Origin of the sequence: Sphingomonas sp. LH128, from assembly GCF_000293195.2 — a bacterium.
Classification (GTDB): Bacteria; Pseudomonadota; Alphaproteobacteria; order Sphingomonadales; family Sphingomonadaceae; genus Novosphingobium; species Novosphingobium resinovorum_A.
This window is the reverse complement of record NZ_ALVC01000461.1, coordinates 1-15,750: the sequence shown is the minus strand read 5'-3', so window position 1 is coordinate 15,750 and position 15,750 is coordinate 1. Positions and strand designations below refer to the sequence as shown.

The following is a 15,750-nucleotide window of genomic DNA, read 5'->3' as shown; positions in this document are numbered from 1 at the left end:
CCGAAACCACCGCGATGGCAAAGGCGCAGATCCTCTCGCAGGCGTCCACCGCGATGCTCGCACAGGCCAACCAGAGCCAGGAGAACATCCTCTCGCTGCTGTGCTGATAACGGACTGAAATATAGAACCTTTCTGTCCCGGAAGGTTCGGAAAGCCCGGTGATTCCCCATGACCGCCGGGCTTTCTTGCGTGGCAAAAGACCCACCCCCGGCCCCTCCCGCAAGCGGGTGGGGGGCGAGACTTGCTCGTTTACGCCCTAGTCGCAGCGGGGTGGGCTGGCCGCCGACCGCACTTCCACCGTGTCCAGACCGCCCCAGCGGTACACGGCCCAGCTCAGCAACCAGCACACCACGAACAGGCCGACGATCAGGAAGCCCAGCGTGTTGAATTGCTCCGAAAGCGAGGCCGCCCCGGACCACACGCCGCCCTCCAGCCCGAATTTCTCCGAGAGCAGCACGGCGGTCTGGATGGAGCCGATCACCAGCGCCACCATGGCCGAGATAGCGGTGATGACGATGTTGTAGTAGAGCTTGCGGATCGGCTTGACGAAGGCCCATTCGTAAGCCCCCAACATGATGACGCCGTCGGCGGTGTCGAGCAGGGCCATGCCCGCCGCGAACAGCACCGGGAACACCAGCACCGACCCCAGGGAAACGCCGTCCGCCGCATGCGCGCCCGAGAGGCCGAGGATGGCGACTTCGGTGGCGGTGTCGAAACCGAGGCCGAACAGGAAACCGAGCGGCGCCATGTGCCAGGCATGGCGCACCAGCCGGAACACGGGGCGCAGGATTCGCGCGATCAGCCCGCGCCCGGCGAGCAGCATGTCGAGGTCTTCCTCGGTGTACGTTCCGCCGCGCCGTACCTCGACGAAGCGTTGCCAGACCCCGCGCAGGATCGCGAGATTCATGATCGCGATCAGGAACAGGAAGCAGGCGGAAATGATCGTCGCGATCACCCCGCCCGAACGGCCGAATGCCTCGAAATCATCGAGAGTGCCTGCTGCCAGCGCGATGGTGGTCGCGGCGATCAGGACGATGGCGGAATGGCCGAGCGCAAACCAAAGGCCCACGGTGATCGGGCGCTGGCCTTCCTGCATCAACTTGCGAGTGACGTTGTCGATGGCGGCGATGTGGTCGGCGTCCACCGCGTGGCGCAGGCCGAGGCTCCAGGCGAGGAGGGCGGTGCCCAGCATCACCGGGCTGGCGTGGAACAGGCTGAACGCCCAGCCCCAGACGACCAGGTTGGCGGCGACGAGCAGAAAAAAGAGCACGGTTATCCGGCTCTTGAGAGAGGTTTTCGCGGGCGACATCGGCATTCTGATCCGTCTTCGCGTCGGCGACCTGACGGGGGCGTGCCGCGCACTCGGCGCGGTCGGCACGGGAGGCACCGGACGGACGCGGCGGCGCCCGACGTCCCTCGCGCCGATGCGGCCCCCGCCGCACGTTGCGTCGCTCAGACGGAAGTTACCGTGCCGCGGCCATCCCCTGGACCAAGGCAAGAGCGACCGGACGCAGGCAGGTCTCCTGGCTCGCGGGTCATCGCTTGATGCATGGCCTTCCCGTGGCCTCGCATGTCGCAGCGTCCGGCCCAGTGGCTGCCGGCGACCACCTTCGGGGCACCGGCCTATGCATCGCGCTCGCCACTTACAGTTGCAGGGACAGCCCCGGATTCGGATGAGAACATCCTCACCGCGTTCCCTTTTAAGCCCCTTGCGGGGCACCGGCGCGATCTTTCGCCGAAATGCTCAAGGTGAACGCTTCGGCGCGGCCTTCCTAATCGCGCGCCTGCTCCGCCGCAAGAGGGGGCTATTCGGCGATGTTCATCGCGTATGTGCGCCGGGCGAAGCGCCAGCGGCCGTCGTGGCGGACGAGGTCGTCGAAGTAGCGGGCGGCGAATTTCATCACCTTGCCCTCGATCCGGGCGATCTCGCGTACGTGGCAGCGGCCCTCGGCGGTGTCGCCCGAAACCTGGATCGCGCCTGGCATGGCGAAAAAGACCATCGCGTCCATCGTGGCGAACAGGTCGTCCCAAGTGCGCGAGAGGGCTTCGTGGTCCGCCGCTTCCTGCCGATGGTCAAGTGGCCGGCTTGGCACGTTCACGGCACCGGGCGTCCGGGGATCGAACTGGAGGATCTGGTGGAGGTCGGCCTCGTCGCGCTCACCGAATGCGCGCAGAAACACGATCTGCCGACCGAGGACGGCTTCGCCGCCTATGCCAAGATGCGGGTGCGGGGGGCGATGGTCGATCTTGTGCGCCGCAACGTGCAGGGCACGCGCGGCACGTCCGAGCGCCGCCGCATGCTGGCGCACAAGGAGACGCAGCTTCGGGGCTGGCTCGGCCGCGATCCCCGGCCTGACGAACTGGCGCAGGCGATGGGCATGGGCGAGGGTGAGTTGGTCTCGCTGCAGGATGCTGCCCGCCCGATGCGTTTCGAGCCGATCGATGAGGTCTATTCCGACCAGTGGATGACTTTCGCGACGGAAACGCCTGACAGCTTCGCGATGCTGGTCGACGCCGAGATGCGCGGCGCGGTCATCGCGGCGATCACCGACCTGCCGGACCGGCTCAAGCTGATCGTGCAGCTCTACTTCGTGGAGGAACTGAACCTCGCCGAGATCGCCGAGGTCTTGCAAGTTTCGATCCCGCGCGTGCATCAGCTGAAAGCGCAGGCGATCGACAAGCCGCGAGAGAGCCTGAAAGGCGTCGCCGAAGTCCTCTGACCGGCACAATCCGGGGATTCATGCGAGGGCGGCGAAATTAATCACACCCACAACCCCTTGGGGCTGCACTTTTTCCTTGCCCCCACATATTCCTGTGGGAAGATGATTCACGCACTCGATTTGCGCGCGATCTTGCCTATCTCTGGCCTTTCCGCCCAAGCGTGAAAGCGTTGTGGGCGAACGCAATTTCAGACGATCCACCGGAGCCGCCCATGTCCCTTCTCGAAGCCCGCAAGACCTACAAGCCCTTCGAATATCCCTGGGCTTACGACTACTGGAAGATCCAGCAGCAGGTCCACTGGCTGCCCGAGGAAGTGCCTCTGGGCGAGGACTGCCGCGACTGGGTGCAGAACATCTCGGATCATGAGCGCAACCTGCTCACCCAGATCTTCCGCTTCTTCACGCAGGCCGACGTGGAAGTGCAGGACTGCTACCATGAGAAGTACGCGCGCGTCTTCAAGCCGACCGAGATCAAGATGATGCTCACCGCCTTCTCCAACATGGAGACGGTGCACATCGCGGCCTATTCGCACCTGCTCGACACCATCGGCATGCCCGAGAGCGAGTACGGCGCGTTCCTTGAGTACTCGGAACTCAAGGACAAGCACGACTACCTGCAGAAATTCGGCGTCGACAACGACGAGGACATCGCCCGCACACTGGCGATGTTCGGCGGCTTCACCGAGGGCGTGCAGCTGTTCGCCAGCTTCGCGATGCTGATGAACTTCCCGCGCTTCAACAAGATGAAGGGCATGGGCCAGATCGTCTCGTGGTCGGTGCGTGACGAATCGCTGCACTGCGAAGGCATCATCAAGCTATTCCACGCCTTCTGCGAAGAGCGTGGCTGCCTCACCAAGGCGGTGAAGGACGATATCGCCGATCAGTGCCAGACCACGATCCGTCTCGAGGACAACTTCATCGACCTGGCGTTCGAGCTGGGCCCGGTGCCGGGCATGACGCCCAAGGATATCAAGAAGTACATCCGCTACATCGCCGATTGGCGCCTTGGCCAGCTGGGCATGAAGCCGATCTACCTGATCGAGGATCACCCGCTGCCCTGGTTGCAGCCGCTGCTCAACGGCGTCGAGCACGCCAACTTCTTCGAGACCCGTTCGACGGAATATTCGAAGGGCGCCACCCGCGGCGACTGGAACACCGTGTGGGCCAACTTCGACTCGCGCAAGAAGGTGCGCGCGAACGACGAGCCGCTGGTGGACGATGGTTCTGAGCCCGGCCTGTTCGGCGAAGTGGCGGCGGAGTAAGTCGTATCGGATCGGGAATGGGGGCAATTTTTCCTCCATTCCCGCCGGATTGGGGCTCATTCCTCGTATTTCGCCGGATGTTTCCGGCCTCCCGCAGCGGGTAGCTCTTGGCAACCGGCTTGCTTCATGCGCATTTCTCCTGAGAATTCTGTCCGGAGAAACGGTCTTGCCCCGTACTATGCTGCTGCTGAGCGCGCTTGCGCTCGCTCCTGCAATCACCGCCCCGCCGGCGCTCGCCCAGACGTCGGCTCCCGTCTCCGCCGACAGCAAGGCGGGCAAGCGCGCCCTGCTTGACGAGAACGCGGTCACCGTGCGCAATGTGTCCCGCGAAGAACTCGTCCACGGACTTCCGCTCGTCGATGACGACGGCTTCGCCATCGGCACCGTTGAACGCCTCGCCGGTAACGAAGTGGTCGTCTCGGACGGGACGGCCGAGTACCGTGTGCCGTTCACGCAAGTCTATGCCTTCAGTAAGGACGGCGCCGATCATTACGCCAGCCGCACCCCGAAATCCCGGCTCAAGCCCGAACCGATCGTCGCCTCCGCTCCGCCTCCGCCGCCGACCGATGCCGACGAGGACTGGGAGAAGCTGGGCCCCGAGGGTGGTCCGCTCCCGGACGAACAGGACGAACCGGAGGCCGCTGCGCCTGCGGACGTAGCGCCGGATACGGCTGCAACGCCCAGTAACTGACCGGGCGATTCCCGCTCCCTTACGCGGAACCATCATGAAGGAGGCCGCCGCATGTCCCATAACCCGACCCTGATTTTCCTGCCGATGCTGGTGGTGGTCGCGCTGACGTTCGTGGCTTTCGTGCGCATGGCGGTCGCCCGCACCGGTATCATCAAGTCGATGGATCCCGACTACTACCGTGCGCACATCGGCCCGCCCGAGCCCGAAAGCGCCCGCGCGGCGGTGCGGCACTATGACAACCTGTTCGAACTGCCGACGCTGTTCTACGCCGCCTGCCTCACCGCTTTCGTGGTGGCGGTCGTGGGACGCTGGACGCTGATCTTCGCCTGGGGCTACGTCGCCGCGCGGGTGGTGCAGAGCCTGATCCACATGACCTACAATAACCCGGCGCACCGGGGCGGGGCCTTCGTTCTGGGCATGCTGTTCACGCTCGCCTTGTGGATCAACCTTGCGGTGTCGATCTTCGCCCGCCTGTGACCGGCCTGAATTTGACGGACGTTCTGTGGGTGCTGGCGGCGGGGCTCAACCTCGTCGCCTTCGCTGCTTTCGGCATCGACAAGGCCCGCGCGCGGCGGGGAGAACGGCGTATCCCGGAATCGCGGCTGCTGCTTCTCGCGCTCGCGGGCGGGACGCCCGGCGCTTATGCTGGGCGCCGGGCCTTCCGGCACAAGACGCGCAAGCAACCCTTCGTCGCTCAGCTCCACACCATCGCCGCGGTGCAGGCGGCGGGTCTGGCGTACCTTGCGTACGGGGCGTTCTAAACCAGCCAGCTGCCCGGATTGGGCATCGGCACCTGCTTCTGCGCGTTGAGGATACTCATCACGCAGCGCACGATCACCAGAACCGACACCGCGATCAGGATCGGGATGCCGATCAGCACGAGCGTCAGGATCGTGCCTACCACCATGCCGAGGAAGAACAGCCAGAACGTGCGGATCGCATATTCGTAGTGCGACACCTCCCATGCGGCCTTCGCGTCCCCGCGCCAGGCATAGGCGAGCACGACGCCGACGATGCCCGTCACTCCGGTCACGTAGGATGCGAGATAGAGCAGGTTTATGATCGTCGGCTGGTTGAAGTCGAAACCCGACTTGGGCGCCGAACTCGCGGGTCTTGGGTCGAAGTCGGTCATTGGTTCTTCCTCCTGTTTTCCCCTGAAGGGAGGGTGCCTCCATTGGGCCGGGCTGGCAAGTTCACTGCGACTTCTTCCGTTCGCGCGCCTTGACGCGGCGGATCTTGGCGAGGTCGCCTTCAAGGATCGTCAATGCGTCGCGCTCCGCCTCGGAGAGCCGGGCCGTGTCGAAATGGGCGATCAGCACTTCCAGGGCATCGCCGATCCGGCCCAGTTGGCGGCCGTAACTGCCGACTTCATCGAGGATCGCGCGCTCGGTCTCGGGGTACCTGGTTTCGCCGATGTTGACGTTGACCAGCCCGACCTGCGAGCCCTCGAACGTCCAGGTCCAGGGATTGATCGCCTGCCACAGCTTCTCGGGCGCGAGGCTGAAGGTGGGCTGGAGGGACATTTCGGCCATCGCGTTTCTCCGGGAATGGGGACGCGGACAAGAATGCCGCAGGCGGCGGCGCCTGTGCATGACGAATCCCGTCACATCCTTGCGGTAAAAGCGGTGGCGCAGGCGCGCCCGGCCGTTTAGAGGACTGCGCCATGAGCAGCGAAATCAGTGGCCAGGCCGGCCCCGAAACCGGCAGCGAAACCGTTTCCTTCGGCTATGAAGACGTCGCGGCCGAGGACAAGGAAAGCCGCGTCGGCGCCGTCTTCTCCTCCGTCGCGCGCAAATACGACGTGATGAACGATGCCATGTCGGTGGGCATGCACCGCTTGTGGAAGGACAAGTTCGTGCGCCGCGTGCGTCCGCGGCCCGATGAGCAGATCCTCGACATGGCGGGCGGTACGGGCGACATCGCCTTTCGCATGGAAGCCGAGGGCGCGGTGGTCACCGTCTCGGACATCAACCAGGACATGCTCGACGTCGGCATCGAGCGCGCCATGGAGCGCGGCATCGACACGCTGGTGTGGTCGCGCCAGAATGCCGAGGAACTGAGCTTCCCCGCCCACTTCTTCGACGCCTACACGATCGCCTTCGGCATCCGCAACGTCACCCACATCGACAAGGCGCTGGCCGAGGCGCACCGCGTGCTCAAGTTCGGCGGCCGCTTCTTCTGTCTCGAATTCTCGACCACGGAGTGGCCGGGCTTCAAGGAAGTCTACGACGCCTATTCGCACAAGCTGGTCCCGAAGATCGGCTCGATGATCGCCGGGGACGCGGAATCGTACCGCTACCTGATCGAATCGATCCGCCGTTTCCCGCCGATGCCCGAGTTCGAAGGCATGGTGCGCAAGGCCGGGTTCAAGCATACCAAGGTCGAGCCGATCCTCGGCGGCCTCGTCGCGATCCATTCGGGCTGGAAGGTCTGAGATGATTTTCGCAGCTTCCCCCCTCCCGCTTGCGGGAGGGGCAGTGAGACTTGGCAGCTTGCTGCCTAGTCGCAGCGGGGTGGGCGCTGGCGCCGACCTTGCGTTCGGACGCGCCCGCCCCCTCCCGCAAGCGGGAGGGGAGAAGTGACCACCACCCCCGTCCACATCGCGCGTCTCCTCAAGTGGGGCCGCGTCCTCGCGCGCCATGGGGCGCTGCGCGGGATCGAGAACGACCGCAATGCCCCGGCGCCGGTCAAGCGCCTGTGCCGGATCGCGCGCTTCGGCACGCGCCAGCCGGCCGAGCCCGACTATGCCGGCGCCTTCCAGGAGATCGGCCCCGCCGCGATCAAGCTGGGGCAGGCGCTCGCCACCCGGCCCGACCTCGTCGGCGAAGGTCCTGCGCACAACCTGCTGACCTTGCAGGACAGCTTGCCGCCCGTGCCCTTCGCGGCGATCCGCGCGCAGATCGAGAGCACCTTCGGCCGCCCGCTCGAGCGCATCTTCGCCTCGATCGAGGAAACTCCGGTAGGCGCCGCCTCGATCGCGCAGGTCCACCGCGCGGTTACGCCGGACGGGCGCGACGTCGCCGTCAAGGTGCTGCGTCCCGGCATCCGCGAGCAGTTCGCGCACGACGTCGAGACTTATGAATGGGCCGCCGCTCATCTCGAGGCGCTTGGCAACGAGGCGGCGCGGTTGCGTCCGCGTGCCGTGATCGCGAACCTCAAGCGCTGGACCCAGCGCGAGTTCGATCTTCGCCGCGAAGCCGCTTCGGCCTCCGAACTCGCCGATGCGATGAAGGGGATCGAGGATTACCGCGTCCCCGACATCGACTGGGACCGCACCAACGGTTCGGTGCTGACGGTCGAATGGATCGACGGCATCAAGATGAGCAACCTCGCGGCGCTGCGCGAGGCGGGGCACGACATGCCCAAGCTCGCGCGCAGGCTGGTACTGACTTTTCTTACGCAGGCGATCTCCTGCGGGTTTTTCCATGCCGACATGCACCAGGGCAACCTGTTCGTGCAGGGGGCGCCCAATGGCGAGAACGGCCATACCACGATCGTCGCGATCGACTTCGGCATCATGGGCCGGATCAACCGTCAGGCGCGGCTGTGGCTGGCGGAAATCCTCTACGGCCTGACCACCGGCAATTACCGCCGCGTCGCCGAAATCCACTTCGAGGCGCAGTACGTCCCCAGCTATCACACGGTCGAGGAATTCGCGACCGCGCTGCGTGCCGTGGGCGAACCGATGCGCGGCAAGCCGGTGTCGGAGCTGTCGGTCGGGCAGATGCTCGACGGGCTCTTCGCGATCACCCGCGATTTCGACATGGCGGTGCAGCCCCACCTGCTGCTGCTGCAGAAGACCATGGTGATGGTCGAGGGTCTGGCCACCGCGCTCGATCCCGAGATCAACATGTGGGACGTCGCGGCGCCTTTCGTAAAGGACTGGATCCGCGATGAACTCGGCCCCGAGGCGGTGATCGTCGACCGGGTGCGCGAGGATATCGAGACGCTGATGCGCCTGCCCGCGCTGGTTCGCCGGATCGAGGACCGCTTCCCGCCCAAGGGCGGCGCGCCGGAACAGGCCCCGCTGCCGGAGGTGGAGCTGATCTGGGAGCGCCGTAAACGCGAAAGTAACCACTGGGGTGGCTATGCTCTGGCCGCAATCCTAGGGGGCGCGGCGGCGTGGGCACTGACGTACTGGACTCTTCTGAACTGACGGACAGGGGCCGCTTCGCGCGGCTCTCGCCCGGACTTGCCCGGCTGGCGCTGGCGCTGCTGGCGCTGGTGCTGGTCGCCTCGATGATCGCGCCGACCAACAAGCCGGGCAATCGCTCGCCGTGGGAGGGTGCGGTCGAAGGGCCGGTGGACGCGGGGGGCCAGGCCGTCATCACCCCGGACAAGCCCTATGACGAGGACCTCGCGCTGTACGAGGTCGCCATCGCCCGCATCCAGAAAGGCGAGAACTACTACGACTTCATCGTGCCCGAGCAGAGGGCGCGCAATTATCCGGTCAACCCCGGCATCGCGGTGCGCCTGCCGACGCTGGCCTATATCGACGCGATGCTCGGCGAGCGCGGGCAGATGGCTGCGGCGATGGCGCTGATGTTGGCGATCATCGCGGTGTGGTGGCGCCGTCTGGGCGAAGACACGGACGATGGCGGCCGTGTGCAGCGTCTGGGTGCCGCTATGGTATTCGTGGGTGCCTCTCTGCAGCTCAACCGGCACTATTTTCCGTTGCATGAATTGTGGGCGGGGGGACTGATCGCGCTCTCCTTCGGCCTGCACCGGATCGGCCGGGAGGGACAGGGCGGGCGCTGGATCGCGGCCTTCCTCTGCGCCGCGCTGGCGCTGGCGATTCGTGAACTGACGCTGCCTTACGTGCTACTCATGGCCGCTTTCGCGCTGTGGAACCGCAACTGGCGCGAAAGCGCGGCGTGGGCCCTGCTGATCGCGGTATTCTTCGCGGGGCTCGCCTGGCACCTCTCGATCATCGCGAGGGACGTGCTGCCGAGCGACCCGCACGGCCCGGCATGGCTGGTCATGCGCGGCATGGCGGGCTGGCTGGTCAATGTGGTGCAGTCGAGCAATTTGCGCTGGCTTCCGCACTTTCTCGCGGGTCCTGCGGTGGTGCTGATGACTTTCGGCTGGCTCGGCTGGCGCAGTCGCTCGGGGCTGGTCGGGTTCCTGCTTTGCGCCGGATACGGGCTTGCGTTCATGCTCGTCGGGCGGTGGGACAACTTCTACTGGGGGGCGATGATCGCCCCGGTCATGTTCGCCGGGCTGGTCTTTGCTCCGCGCGCGGTGATGCAACTGGTCGCTGCGGCCAAAGGGCCTGTGCCAAACTGATTGCGCCCATGCTCACGCTGTTGCAGAAGCCCCAGTCATGAACGGACCGCGCATTCTGCTGATCGTGGGCGGCGGCATCGCTGCCTACAAGGCCTGCGAACTCGTGCGCATCATCCGCCGCGAAGGCGGCTCGGTGACTTGCGTGCTGACCGAGGGAGGCGCGAAGTTTGTCACTCCGATGACGCTTGCGGCGCTATCGGAAAACCCCGTCCACACGACGCTCTGGGACCTCAAGAACGAGGCCGAGATGGGCCATATCCAGCTCAGCCGCCAGGCCGACCTCGTGGTCGTCTGCCCGGCGACGGCGGACCTGCTCGCGCAGATGGCGGCGGGCCTGGCGGGGGATCTGGCCACCACACTGCTGCTGGCGACCGACAAGCCGGTGCTCGCGGTTCCCGCGATGAACGTGCGCATGTGGCTCCACGCCGCGACACAGCGCAACGTTCAGACCTTGCGCGATTCCGGCGTCGAGGTGATGGAGCCCGACGAGGGCGCGATGGCCTGCGGCGAATACGGCCCAGGCCGCCTGCCCGAACCGGCGGAAATCTGGGAGCACATCGCCCGCTGCCTCGGCCATGGCCCCGAAGGTATCGTCGGTGACGAGCCGGGCGGCCTTTCCGCCACGATGATCCCGCGCGGGCCGCGTGCCATACCCGCCAGCACTTCGCCGCTGGCGGTCAAGGGCAGTGCCCGGGCGGCGCCCGCCACTGATCCCGGCGCGCTCGAACTGATCCCGCTCTCCGACGAGCCGCTGCGGCTTTTCGGCAAGCACGTCCTCGTCACCGCCGGACCTACGCACGAGCCGATCGATCCGGTGCGCTATATCGCCAACCGTTCCTCGGGAAAGCAGGGCTTCGCCATCGCTGCCGCCGCCGCCGAGGCGGGCGCGCGGGTGACGCTGGTGGCAGGGCCAGTCCATCTGCCGACCCCGCCGGGCGTCGATCGCGTCGATGTCGAGAGCGCGCTGGAGATGGCCGAGGCCGTCGACGCCGCGCTTCCGGCTGACGTTGCGGTGATGGTTGCCGCCGTTGCCGACTGGCGGGTGGTGCGCTCGGCCGATCAGAAGCTCAAGAAGGACGGCGGCGCCATCGCGCCGCTCGAACTGACCGAAAACCCCGATATTCTCGCCGGCCTTGCCCATGGCCTGCGCCGCCCGCCGCTGGTCGTCGGCTTCGCGGCGGAGACGCAGGACGTCATCCGCTATGCCCAGGCCAAGCGCGTGCGCAAGGGGGCCGACTGGATCGTCGCCAACGACGTCTCCGGCGACGTCATGGGTGGCGATGCCAATACCGTCCACATCGTCATGGCCGACGAGGTGGTTTCCCTTCCCGAAATGCCCAAGGGGGACGTCGCGCGCGCCCTCGTCGAAAGGATTGCCGATGCACTCGCCGAATGAAGTCCCCGTCATGGTCAAGGTCCTGCCGCACGGGCAGGGGCTGGACCTGCCCGTCTACGCCACCGAAGGCGCGGCGGGCATGGACGTGGTCTCGGCCGAGGACGTGACGATCCCGTCCGGTGGGCGTCATGCGGTGGCCACCGGCCTCTCGGTGGCGATCCCGGTGGGTTACGAAATTCAGGTACGCCCGCGTTCGGGCCTTGCGCTCAAGCACGGCATTTCGGTGCCCAATTCGCCGGGGACGGTGGATTCGGACTACCGGGGCGAGGTCAAGGTCATCCTCATCAACCACGGCGCCGAAGGCTTCGACATTCGCCGCGGCGACCGCGTCGCGCAACTGGTTCTGGCGCCCGTGACGCGCGCCTCGTGGGTGGCCGTCGAGGAACTTGACGAGACGGCGCGGGGTGAGGGCGGTTTCGGCTCCACCGGCGGCGTGGTCGCGCTGGGGAGCTGATTCAGGTGGCGGAGCTGAACACTCCGCTCCACCACAGCAAGGCCCCGATCACCGCGACGAGCGACAGGATCAGCGAGGCGCATCCACCCCAGCCATAACGGTGGTGGATCGCTTCGGCGGTTGCTTCGATAAGACCTTCGAAGATCCATTCAACGAGCCAGGACAAAAGCGTCAGTCCTTGCCCTTGCCGTCCCGCTCACGCCGGGCCTTACGCCACTTCAGGCCATACCAGCCCGCACCGCCGAGGCCGCCCAGCATCATCGCGCCCTTGGCCAGCGTCTCGAACGCAGCGCTCAAGGCGCCGATGGTGACGCCCCAGAACAGCTGCGAGAGGATGGCCATGAAATTATGCATCAACAAATCCTATGGGGCGCCAGATAGCGCCTGAGGCCCCATAGCAAAAGGACGGGCCCGCAATATTTCAGCGGACCCGTCCCTCGGTGTCTCCCACTCTTCGCAGGGGGGAGCCTGTCTGATTTCGTGCTTATTTCTTCTCGGGCGCGACTGTAATGCGCACGGTCTCTCCGGAGTTCCCGGGGAAATTCGTGAACATCGCTTCCACCAGATTGGGCACGACATACTGCAGGCGATTGGAGGTCGAGACGGCTTCCGCCTTGCCTTCGAAGAGGCGCTGGCCGTCTGCGGCGCGGTCGATCTTCAGGTCGATGCCGCTGGTGTAGATGGTGTAGGACTGAATGCCGTTGTCGAAGAACGGGTCGTACCAGCCATAGCGCCACGGGCCGCCCCAGCCGAAGCCGCGACCGTAGAACCCGCGGCCGTAGAAGCCGCCGCCATAGGGACCCCAGCCGCCCCACGGGCCGAACGCGCCTGCGCCCACACCAGTGCTGCGCACGCGCTCACGGCCATTGTCGACGCCGTAGTCGAAGCGCACGATCAGCGTGGCCTTGGTCGGGTCTTCCACCGGGGTGTAGCCCAGCTTGGCCATGCGATCGCCGACCATCGAGGCATACTGGCTGAATTCAAGCCCGCCAGCGAGCTTGGGATTGTCCGCGACTATCGCGAAGCTCTGGCCCTGCGGGGCGGGGAGCTGGGTCGCGAAACGCGAAACGTCGGCCTTGAACGGCGTCGCGCACGCGGCGAGCGCCATGAGCAGCACGGCGGCAGCGGCCATTTTCAGCCTGCCGAGCTGCGATCCGGAATGGTGTGTCATCATCTTTGCTCCACGAACCCGAAGAGATCCAGACGCCCCACTCCGGCGCGGCCTTCGATTCTTTTACGATACTGTCGTGAAATCAACGCCCTGAATAGAGGTTGAATGGACTTGGACGAGCGACGGACCGTTCCGCCGGTTCATCTCGCATCCACCGCCCTCGGGCCGGCTTCACGACTTGATCGCGTTTCGTTCATGTAGGAATAAAGCCCGGTCATGACGAGTCCGTTCCCCATTCTTTCCGTACTTTGCGGCAAGGTCGCTCCGTTCCGCGCGGCCGACGAGCCGAGCGCCATCGCCAAGACGGCGGTGCAAGGTCGGGTGAAGGTCTACCGACTGGGCCTCGAAGGGGACAGCCAGGCCGATCTTTCGGTCCATGGCGGGCCGGACAAGGCCATCCACCACTACCCCCACGACCACTATGACTGGTGGCGCGAAGCGATCGGCGACCATCCGCTGCTGGCCGATTACGGCGCCTTCGGGGAGAATATCGCGACCGATGGGCTGACCGAGGAAGACATCTTCATCGGCGATCGCTGGCGCATGGGCAGCGCGCTCGTCGAGGTGAGCCAGGGGCGCCAGCCGTGCTGGAAGCTCGATCATCGTTTCGACGGGGCGAAGGTCAACGCCGGGTGCGTGAAATCGCGCCGGGCGGGCTGGTACTACCGGGTGATCGAGGATGGCGAGGTCGGTGCGGGCGATGCGCTGGAACTGATCGACCGGCCCTTCCCCGACTGGAGCGTACGCCGCGTCTTCGGCCTGCTCATAGCCGGAGAGCACAAGGGCGACCCGGAAGGCCTGGAAGCGTTGGGCGCAGTCTCCGCGCTCGCCGAACCGTGGGTCCGGCGACGCGCGAAGCTGCTGGGGCTTTAGCGCCTGTCTGCAAATCCGCGGCAGGCGGATTTGGCGGCACCGCCCCACTCCCCCACCTGACCACCCAACGATAGTACCCTATGGGTGGTCGGGTGGGGGAGTGGGCCCGGTGCCGCTACGAAAATGCCCACCGGGCATTTTCCAGACGAATTTTAACCCCGCACGAGTCCGAGGGCGTTGTAGGTCTTTTCCAGCGTCGGGATCGCCAGTTCGCGGGCCTTGGAAGCACCCTTGCACAGGATCGCGTCGAGGCGCTCGCGGTCCTCGCGCAGTTCGAGGAAGCGGGCGTTGATCGGCGCCAGCTTCTCGACCAGCAGTTCGCCGAGCGCGGGCTTGAACTTGCCGAAGCCTTCGCCGCCGAACTCGGCCAGCACCGCCTCGACCGTGGTGCCCGCCATGACCGCGTAGATCGCAACGAGGTTCTTCGCCTCGGCGCGGCCTTCGAGGCCGCCCTTTTCCGAGGGCAGCGGCTCCGGATCGGTCTTGGCCTTCTTCACCTTTTGCATGATGGCATCGGCGGTGTCGGTCATGTTGATGCGGCTCATGTCCGAGGGGTCGGACTTGCTCATCTTGGCGGTGCCGTCACGCAGGGACATGATGCGCGCGGCCTCGGGCGGGATGAACGGTGCGGGCAGGGTGAACAGCGGCGCGTCTTCCGCACAGAAGTCGTTGTTGAACTTCTGTGCGATGTCGCGGGCGAGTTCGAGGTGCTGCTTCTGGTCCTCGCCCACCGGCACGTGAGTCGCCTGGTAGAGCAGCACGTCGGCGGCCTGCAGCACCGGGTAGGTGAACAGTGCGACGCTGGCACCCTCGCGGTTCTTGCCCGCCTTGTCCTTCCACTGCGTCATGCGGTTCAGCCAGCCCATGCGCGCGGTGCCGTTGAGCAGCCACTGCATCTCGGAGTGCTGGGGCACCTGAGCCTGATTGAATAGGATCGAGCGGTCGGGATCGAGCCCGCAGGCCACCAGCGCCGCGACCATCTCGCGCGTGTTCGCGGCGAGGTCGGCGGGGGTGTGCGGCATCGAGATCGCGTGGAGGTCGGCCAGGAAGTAGAGGCACTGGCCACCCTCGGCGGTGACCTCGTCCTGCATCTTCACCCAGTTGCGGATCGCACCGAGGTAATTGCCGAGGTGCAGGTTGCCGGTGGGCTGGATACCGGAGACGATACGCATGGTCGCGTCCTTAAGTCAGTTGTCGATGGATGTGAGGGTTGCGCCCGTACAGGGCACGAATGCAGGTACGGTCAGCGGGTGACCGAACGCCATCGCCATGAACGCGGCGCAAAGGGGCGCAGCGTGGGCGGGAAAAAGATCGCACGATCCTGCATGGCCGGGGCTCATAGCACGTTCGCGCATCGATGGAACCCTTCAGGCGGCGCGCTTGCGGCGGCGCAGGAGGGCGAGGTCGGCGCGGGTGAAGGCGCCGGTCGCCACGGCAGCGATGCCGTAGACCGCGCAGCCCGCCGAAACGAGCACGACCAGCGCCAGCCCGCGTACCAGCCAGGTGCCGTGCACATAAGGCATCATCAGGTCCTGCCCGAACCACAGCGCCGCGCCCATCGCCACGGCGGCGAGCGCCAGCCTCGGTCCGCGCCGTTTCAGCCGCGCATCGACGGTGAAATGTCCGCGCTTCACCAGCGTGCGGTACAGCATCGCCACGTTGAGGGTGGAAGCCAGCGCCGTCGCCAGCGGCGGCCCCATGTGCTGCAGCGGCACGATCAGCACCAGATTGCCGACGAGGTTCGCGACCATCGAGATCGTCGCGTAGCGTACCGGCGTCCTCGTATCCTGCCGCGCATAGTAGCCGGGCGTCAGAACTTTCACGAGGATGTAGCTCGGCAGGCCGATCGAGAAGGCCGCGAGCGCCTCGGCCGTACGGGCGACGTCGCCCGCGTCGA

21 protein-coding genes and 1 riboswitch are annotated in these 15,750 nt (G+C 66.0%); of the genes, 12 read left to right on the top strand and 9 right to left on the bottom strand.

Going from position 1 to position 15,750, the window contains the following annotated elements; genetic code table 11:
- A partial coding sequence (locus LH128_RS32595) for a flagellin (RefSeq protein ID WP_008833137.1) occupies positions 1-107 on the top strand: 107 nt, incomplete at its 5' end.
- 149 nt (positions 108-256) lie between these two features.
- Here the strand turns inward: LH128_RS32595 and LH128_RS28320 are convergent.
- Together LH128_RS28320 and LH128_RS32590 are read right to left on the bottom strand one after the other, a co-directional pair.
- Positions 257-1,309, bottom strand: coding sequence for a HoxN/HupN/NixA family nickel/cobalt transporter (locus LH128_RS28320; RefSeq protein ID WP_008833136.1), 1,053 nt, complete (start codon positions 1,307-1,309; stop codon positions 257-259).
- A 187-nt stretch (positions 1,310-1,496) separates the two neighbouring features.
- A riboswitch (cobalamin riboswitch) is annotated at positions 1,497-1,739 on the bottom strand.
- A 66-nt stretch (positions 1,740-1,805) separates the two neighbouring features.
- On the bottom strand, positions 1,806-2,000 hold the full coding sequence (locus tag LH128_RS32590; protein ID WP_037521824.1) for a nuclear transport factor 2 family protein: 195 nt from the start codon (positions 1,998-2,000) through the stop codon (positions 1,806-1,808).
- Between the two features lie 48 nt (positions 2,001-2,048).
- Between LH128_RS32590 and LH128_RS28310 the strand changes: the two genes are divergently transcribed.
- The 5 genes from LH128_RS28310 (at position 2,049) to LH128_RS28290 (ending at position 5,434) form a co-directional block, all read left to right on the top strand.
- Positions 2,049-2,720: a sigma-70 family RNA polymerase sigma factor gene (locus LH128_RS28310; protein ID WP_008833134.1), complete on the top strand. Its 672-nt coding sequence runs from the start codon at positions 2,049-2,051 to the stop codon at positions 2,718-2,720.
- 212 nt (positions 2,721-2,932) lie between these two features.
- A complete protein-coding gene (locus LH128_RS28305; protein WP_008833133.1) occupies positions 2,933-3,982 on the top strand; it encodes a ribonucleotide-diphosphate reductase subunit beta in 1,050 nt (349 codons plus the stop codon).
- 166 nt (positions 3,983-4,148) lie between these two features.
- The gene (locus LH128_RS28300; RefSeq protein ID WP_155986276.1) at positions 4,149-4,673 is read left to right on the top strand and encodes a hypothetical protein; all 525 of its coding nucleotides are present in this window, start codon (positions 4,149-4,151) and stop codon (positions 4,671-4,673) included.
- A gap of 51 nt (positions 4,674-4,724) precedes the next feature.
- On the top strand, positions 4,725-5,150 hold the full coding sequence (locus LH128_RS28295; protein WP_008833131.1) for an MAPEG family protein: 426 nt from the start codon (positions 4,725-4,727) through the stop codon (positions 5,148-5,150).
- Positions 5,147-5,434 carry a DUF1294 domain-containing protein gene (locus LH128_RS28290; protein ID WP_008833130.1) on the top strand — a complete coding sequence of 96 codons (288 nt, stop codon included), beginning with the start codon at positions 5,147-5,149 and terminating at the stop codon, positions 5,432-5,434. The genes LH128_RS28295 and LH128_RS28290 overlap by 4 nt, the downstream gene beginning before the upstream one ends.
- On the opposite strand, the gene LH128_RS28285 is transcribed toward LH128_RS28290, so the two are convergent.
- Both LH128_RS28285 and LH128_RS28280 read right to left on the bottom strand, forming a co-directional pair.
- Entirely contained in the window at positions 5,431-5,805 is a 375-nt protein-coding gene (locus LH128_RS28285; RefSeq protein WP_008833129.1) for a DUF4870 family protein, read from the bottom strand. The genes LH128_RS28290 and LH128_RS28285 overlap by 4 nt on opposite strands.
- 61 nt (positions 5,806-5,866) lie before the next feature.
- Positions 5,867-6,205 (bottom strand): hypothetical protein, encoded by a 339-nt coding sequence (locus tag LH128_RS28280; protein WP_008833128.1) that lies wholly within the window; start codon positions 6,203-6,205, stop codon positions 5,867-5,869.
- Positions 6,206-6,336: 131 nt separating this feature from the next.
- Between LH128_RS28280 and LH128_RS28275 the strand changes: the two genes are divergently transcribed.
- From LH128_RS28275 to dut, 5 genes are all read left to right on the top strand, one after another.
- The gene (locus LH128_RS28275; protein ID WP_008833127.1) at positions 6,337-7,107 is read left to right on the top strand and encodes a class I SAM-dependent methyltransferase; all 771 of its coding nucleotides are present in this window, start codon (positions 6,337-6,339) and stop codon (positions 7,105-7,107) included.
- A 144-nt stretch (positions 7,108-7,251) separates the two neighbouring features.
- A complete protein-coding gene (gene ubiB / locus LH128_RS28270) occupies positions 7,252-8,829 on the top strand; it encodes a 2-polyprenylphenol 6-hydroxylase (RefSeq protein ID WP_008833126.1) in 1,578 nt (525 codons plus the stop codon).
- Positions 8,796-9,959 (top strand): hypothetical protein, encoded by a 1,164-nt coding sequence (locus LH128_RS28265; protein WP_008833125.1) that lies wholly within the window; start codon positions 8,796-8,798, stop codon positions 9,957-9,959. Before ubiB ends, LH128_RS28265 begins: the two co-directional genes overlap by 34 nt.
- A gap of 37 nt (positions 9,960-9,996) precedes the next feature.
- Positions 9,997-11,355, top strand: a complete 1,359-nt coding sequence (locus LH128_RS28260) for a bifunctional phosphopantothenoylcysteine decarboxylase/phosphopantothenate synthase (protein ID WP_008833124.1) — start codon at positions 9,997-9,999, stop codon at positions 11,353-11,355.
- Complete coding sequence (dut, locus tag LH128_RS28255; protein ID WP_008833123.1) at positions 11,339-11,809, top strand: dUTP diphosphatase; 471 nt, start codon at positions 11,339-11,341, stop codon at positions 11,807-11,809. Before LH128_RS28260 ends, dut begins: the two co-directional genes overlap by 17 nt.
- A 1-nt stretch (position 11,810) precedes the next feature.
- Here the strand turns inward: dut and LH128_RS33875 are convergent, their stop codons facing one another.
- The 3 genes from LH128_RS33875 to LH128_RS28245 form a co-directional block, all read right to left on the bottom strand.
- Entirely contained in the window at positions 11,811-11,975 is a 165-nt protein-coding gene (locus LH128_RS33875) for a hypothetical protein (protein ID WP_155986275.1), read from the bottom strand.
- Between the two features lie 5 nt (positions 11,976-11,980).
- The gene (locus LH128_RS28250; protein ID WP_008833122.1) at positions 11,981-12,163 is read right to left on the bottom strand and encodes a hypothetical protein; all 183 of its coding nucleotides are present in this window, start codon (positions 12,161-12,163) and stop codon (positions 11,981-11,983) included.
- Between the two features lie 130 nt (positions 12,164-12,293).
- Positions 12,294-12,980 carry a DUF4136 domain-containing protein gene (locus LH128_RS28245; protein WP_008833121.1) on the bottom strand — a complete coding sequence of 229 codons (687 nt, stop codon included), beginning with the start codon at positions 12,978-12,980 and terminating at the stop codon, positions 12,294-12,296.
- 216 nt (positions 12,981-13,196) lie between these two features.
- Here LH128_RS28245 and LH128_RS28240 point away from each other — a divergent pair, with 216 nt between their 5' ends.
- Complete coding sequence (locus tag LH128_RS28240; RefSeq protein WP_008833120.1) at positions 13,197-13,853, top strand: MOSC domain-containing protein; 657 nt, start codon at positions 13,197-13,199, stop codon at positions 13,851-13,853.
- Between the two features lie 152 nt (positions 13,854-14,005).
- Here the strand turns inward: LH128_RS28240 and trpS are convergent, their stop codons facing one another.
- Complete coding sequence (trpS, locus tag LH128_RS28235) at positions 14,006-15,025, bottom strand: tryptophan--tRNA ligase (protein ID WP_008833119.1); 1,020 nt, start codon at positions 15,023-15,025, stop codon at positions 14,006-14,008.
- 195 nt (positions 15,026-15,220) lie between these two features.
- Positions 15,221-15,750 (bottom strand): lipid II flippase MurJ (locus LH128_RS28230; RefSeq protein WP_008833118.1); only part of this gene is annotated, 530 nt, incomplete at its 5' end.

Excerpts from the sequence above, each read along its gene's own strand:
- LH128_RS28295 (WP_008833131.1), top strand. The coding sequence starts at position 4,725 with ATGTCCCATAACCCGACCCTGATTTTCCTGCCGATGCTGGTGGTGGTC.
- LH128_RS28305 (WP_008833133.1), top strand. The coding sequence starts at position 2,933 with ATGTCCCTTCTCGAAGCCCGCAAGACCTACAAGCCCTTCGAATATCCC.
- LH128_RS28240 (WP_008833120.1), top strand. The coding sequence starts at position 13,197 with ATGACGAGTCCGTTCCCCATTCTTTCCGTACTTTGCGGCAAGGTCGCT.
- LH128_RS28280 (WP_008833128.1), bottom strand. The coding sequence starts at position 6,205 with ATGGCCGAAATGTCCCTCCAGCCCACCTTCAGCCTCGCGCCCGAGAAG.
- LH128_RS28320 (WP_008833136.1), bottom strand. The coding sequence starts at position 1,309 with ATGTCGCCCGCGAAAACCTCTCTCAAGAGCCGGATAACCGTGCTCTTT.
- trpS (WP_008833119.1), bottom strand. The coding sequence starts at position 15,025 with ATGCGTATCGTCTCCGGTATCCAGCCCACCGGCAACCTGCACCTCGGC.
- LH128_RS28245 (WP_008833121.1), bottom strand. The coding sequence starts at position 12,980 with ATGACACACCATTCCGGATCGCAGCTCGGCAGGCTGAAAATGGCCGCT.
- LH128_RS28250 (WP_008833122.1), bottom strand. The coding sequence starts at position 12,163 with ATGCATAATTTCATGGCCATCCTCTCGCAGCTGTTCTGGGGCGTCACC.
- LH128_RS28285 (WP_008833129.1), bottom strand. The coding sequence starts at position 5,805 with ATGACCGACTTCGACCCAAGACCCGCGAGTTCGGCGCCCAAGTCGGGT.
- dut (WP_008833123.1), top strand. The coding sequence starts at position 11,339 with ATGCACTCGCCGAATGAAGTCCCCGTCATGGTCAAGGTCCTGCCGCAC.
- LH128_RS32590 (WP_037521824.1), bottom strand. The coding sequence starts at position 2,000 with ATGGTCTTTTTCGCCATGCCAGGCGCGATCCAGGTTTCGGGCGACACC.
- LH128_RS28260 (WP_008833124.1), top strand. The coding sequence starts at position 9,997 with ATGAACGGACCGCGCATTCTGCTGATCGTGGGCGGCGGCATCGCTGCC.
- LH128_RS28275 (WP_008833127.1), top strand. The coding sequence starts at position 6,337 with ATGAGCAGCGAAATCAGTGGCCAGGCCGGCCCCGAAACCGGCAGCGAA.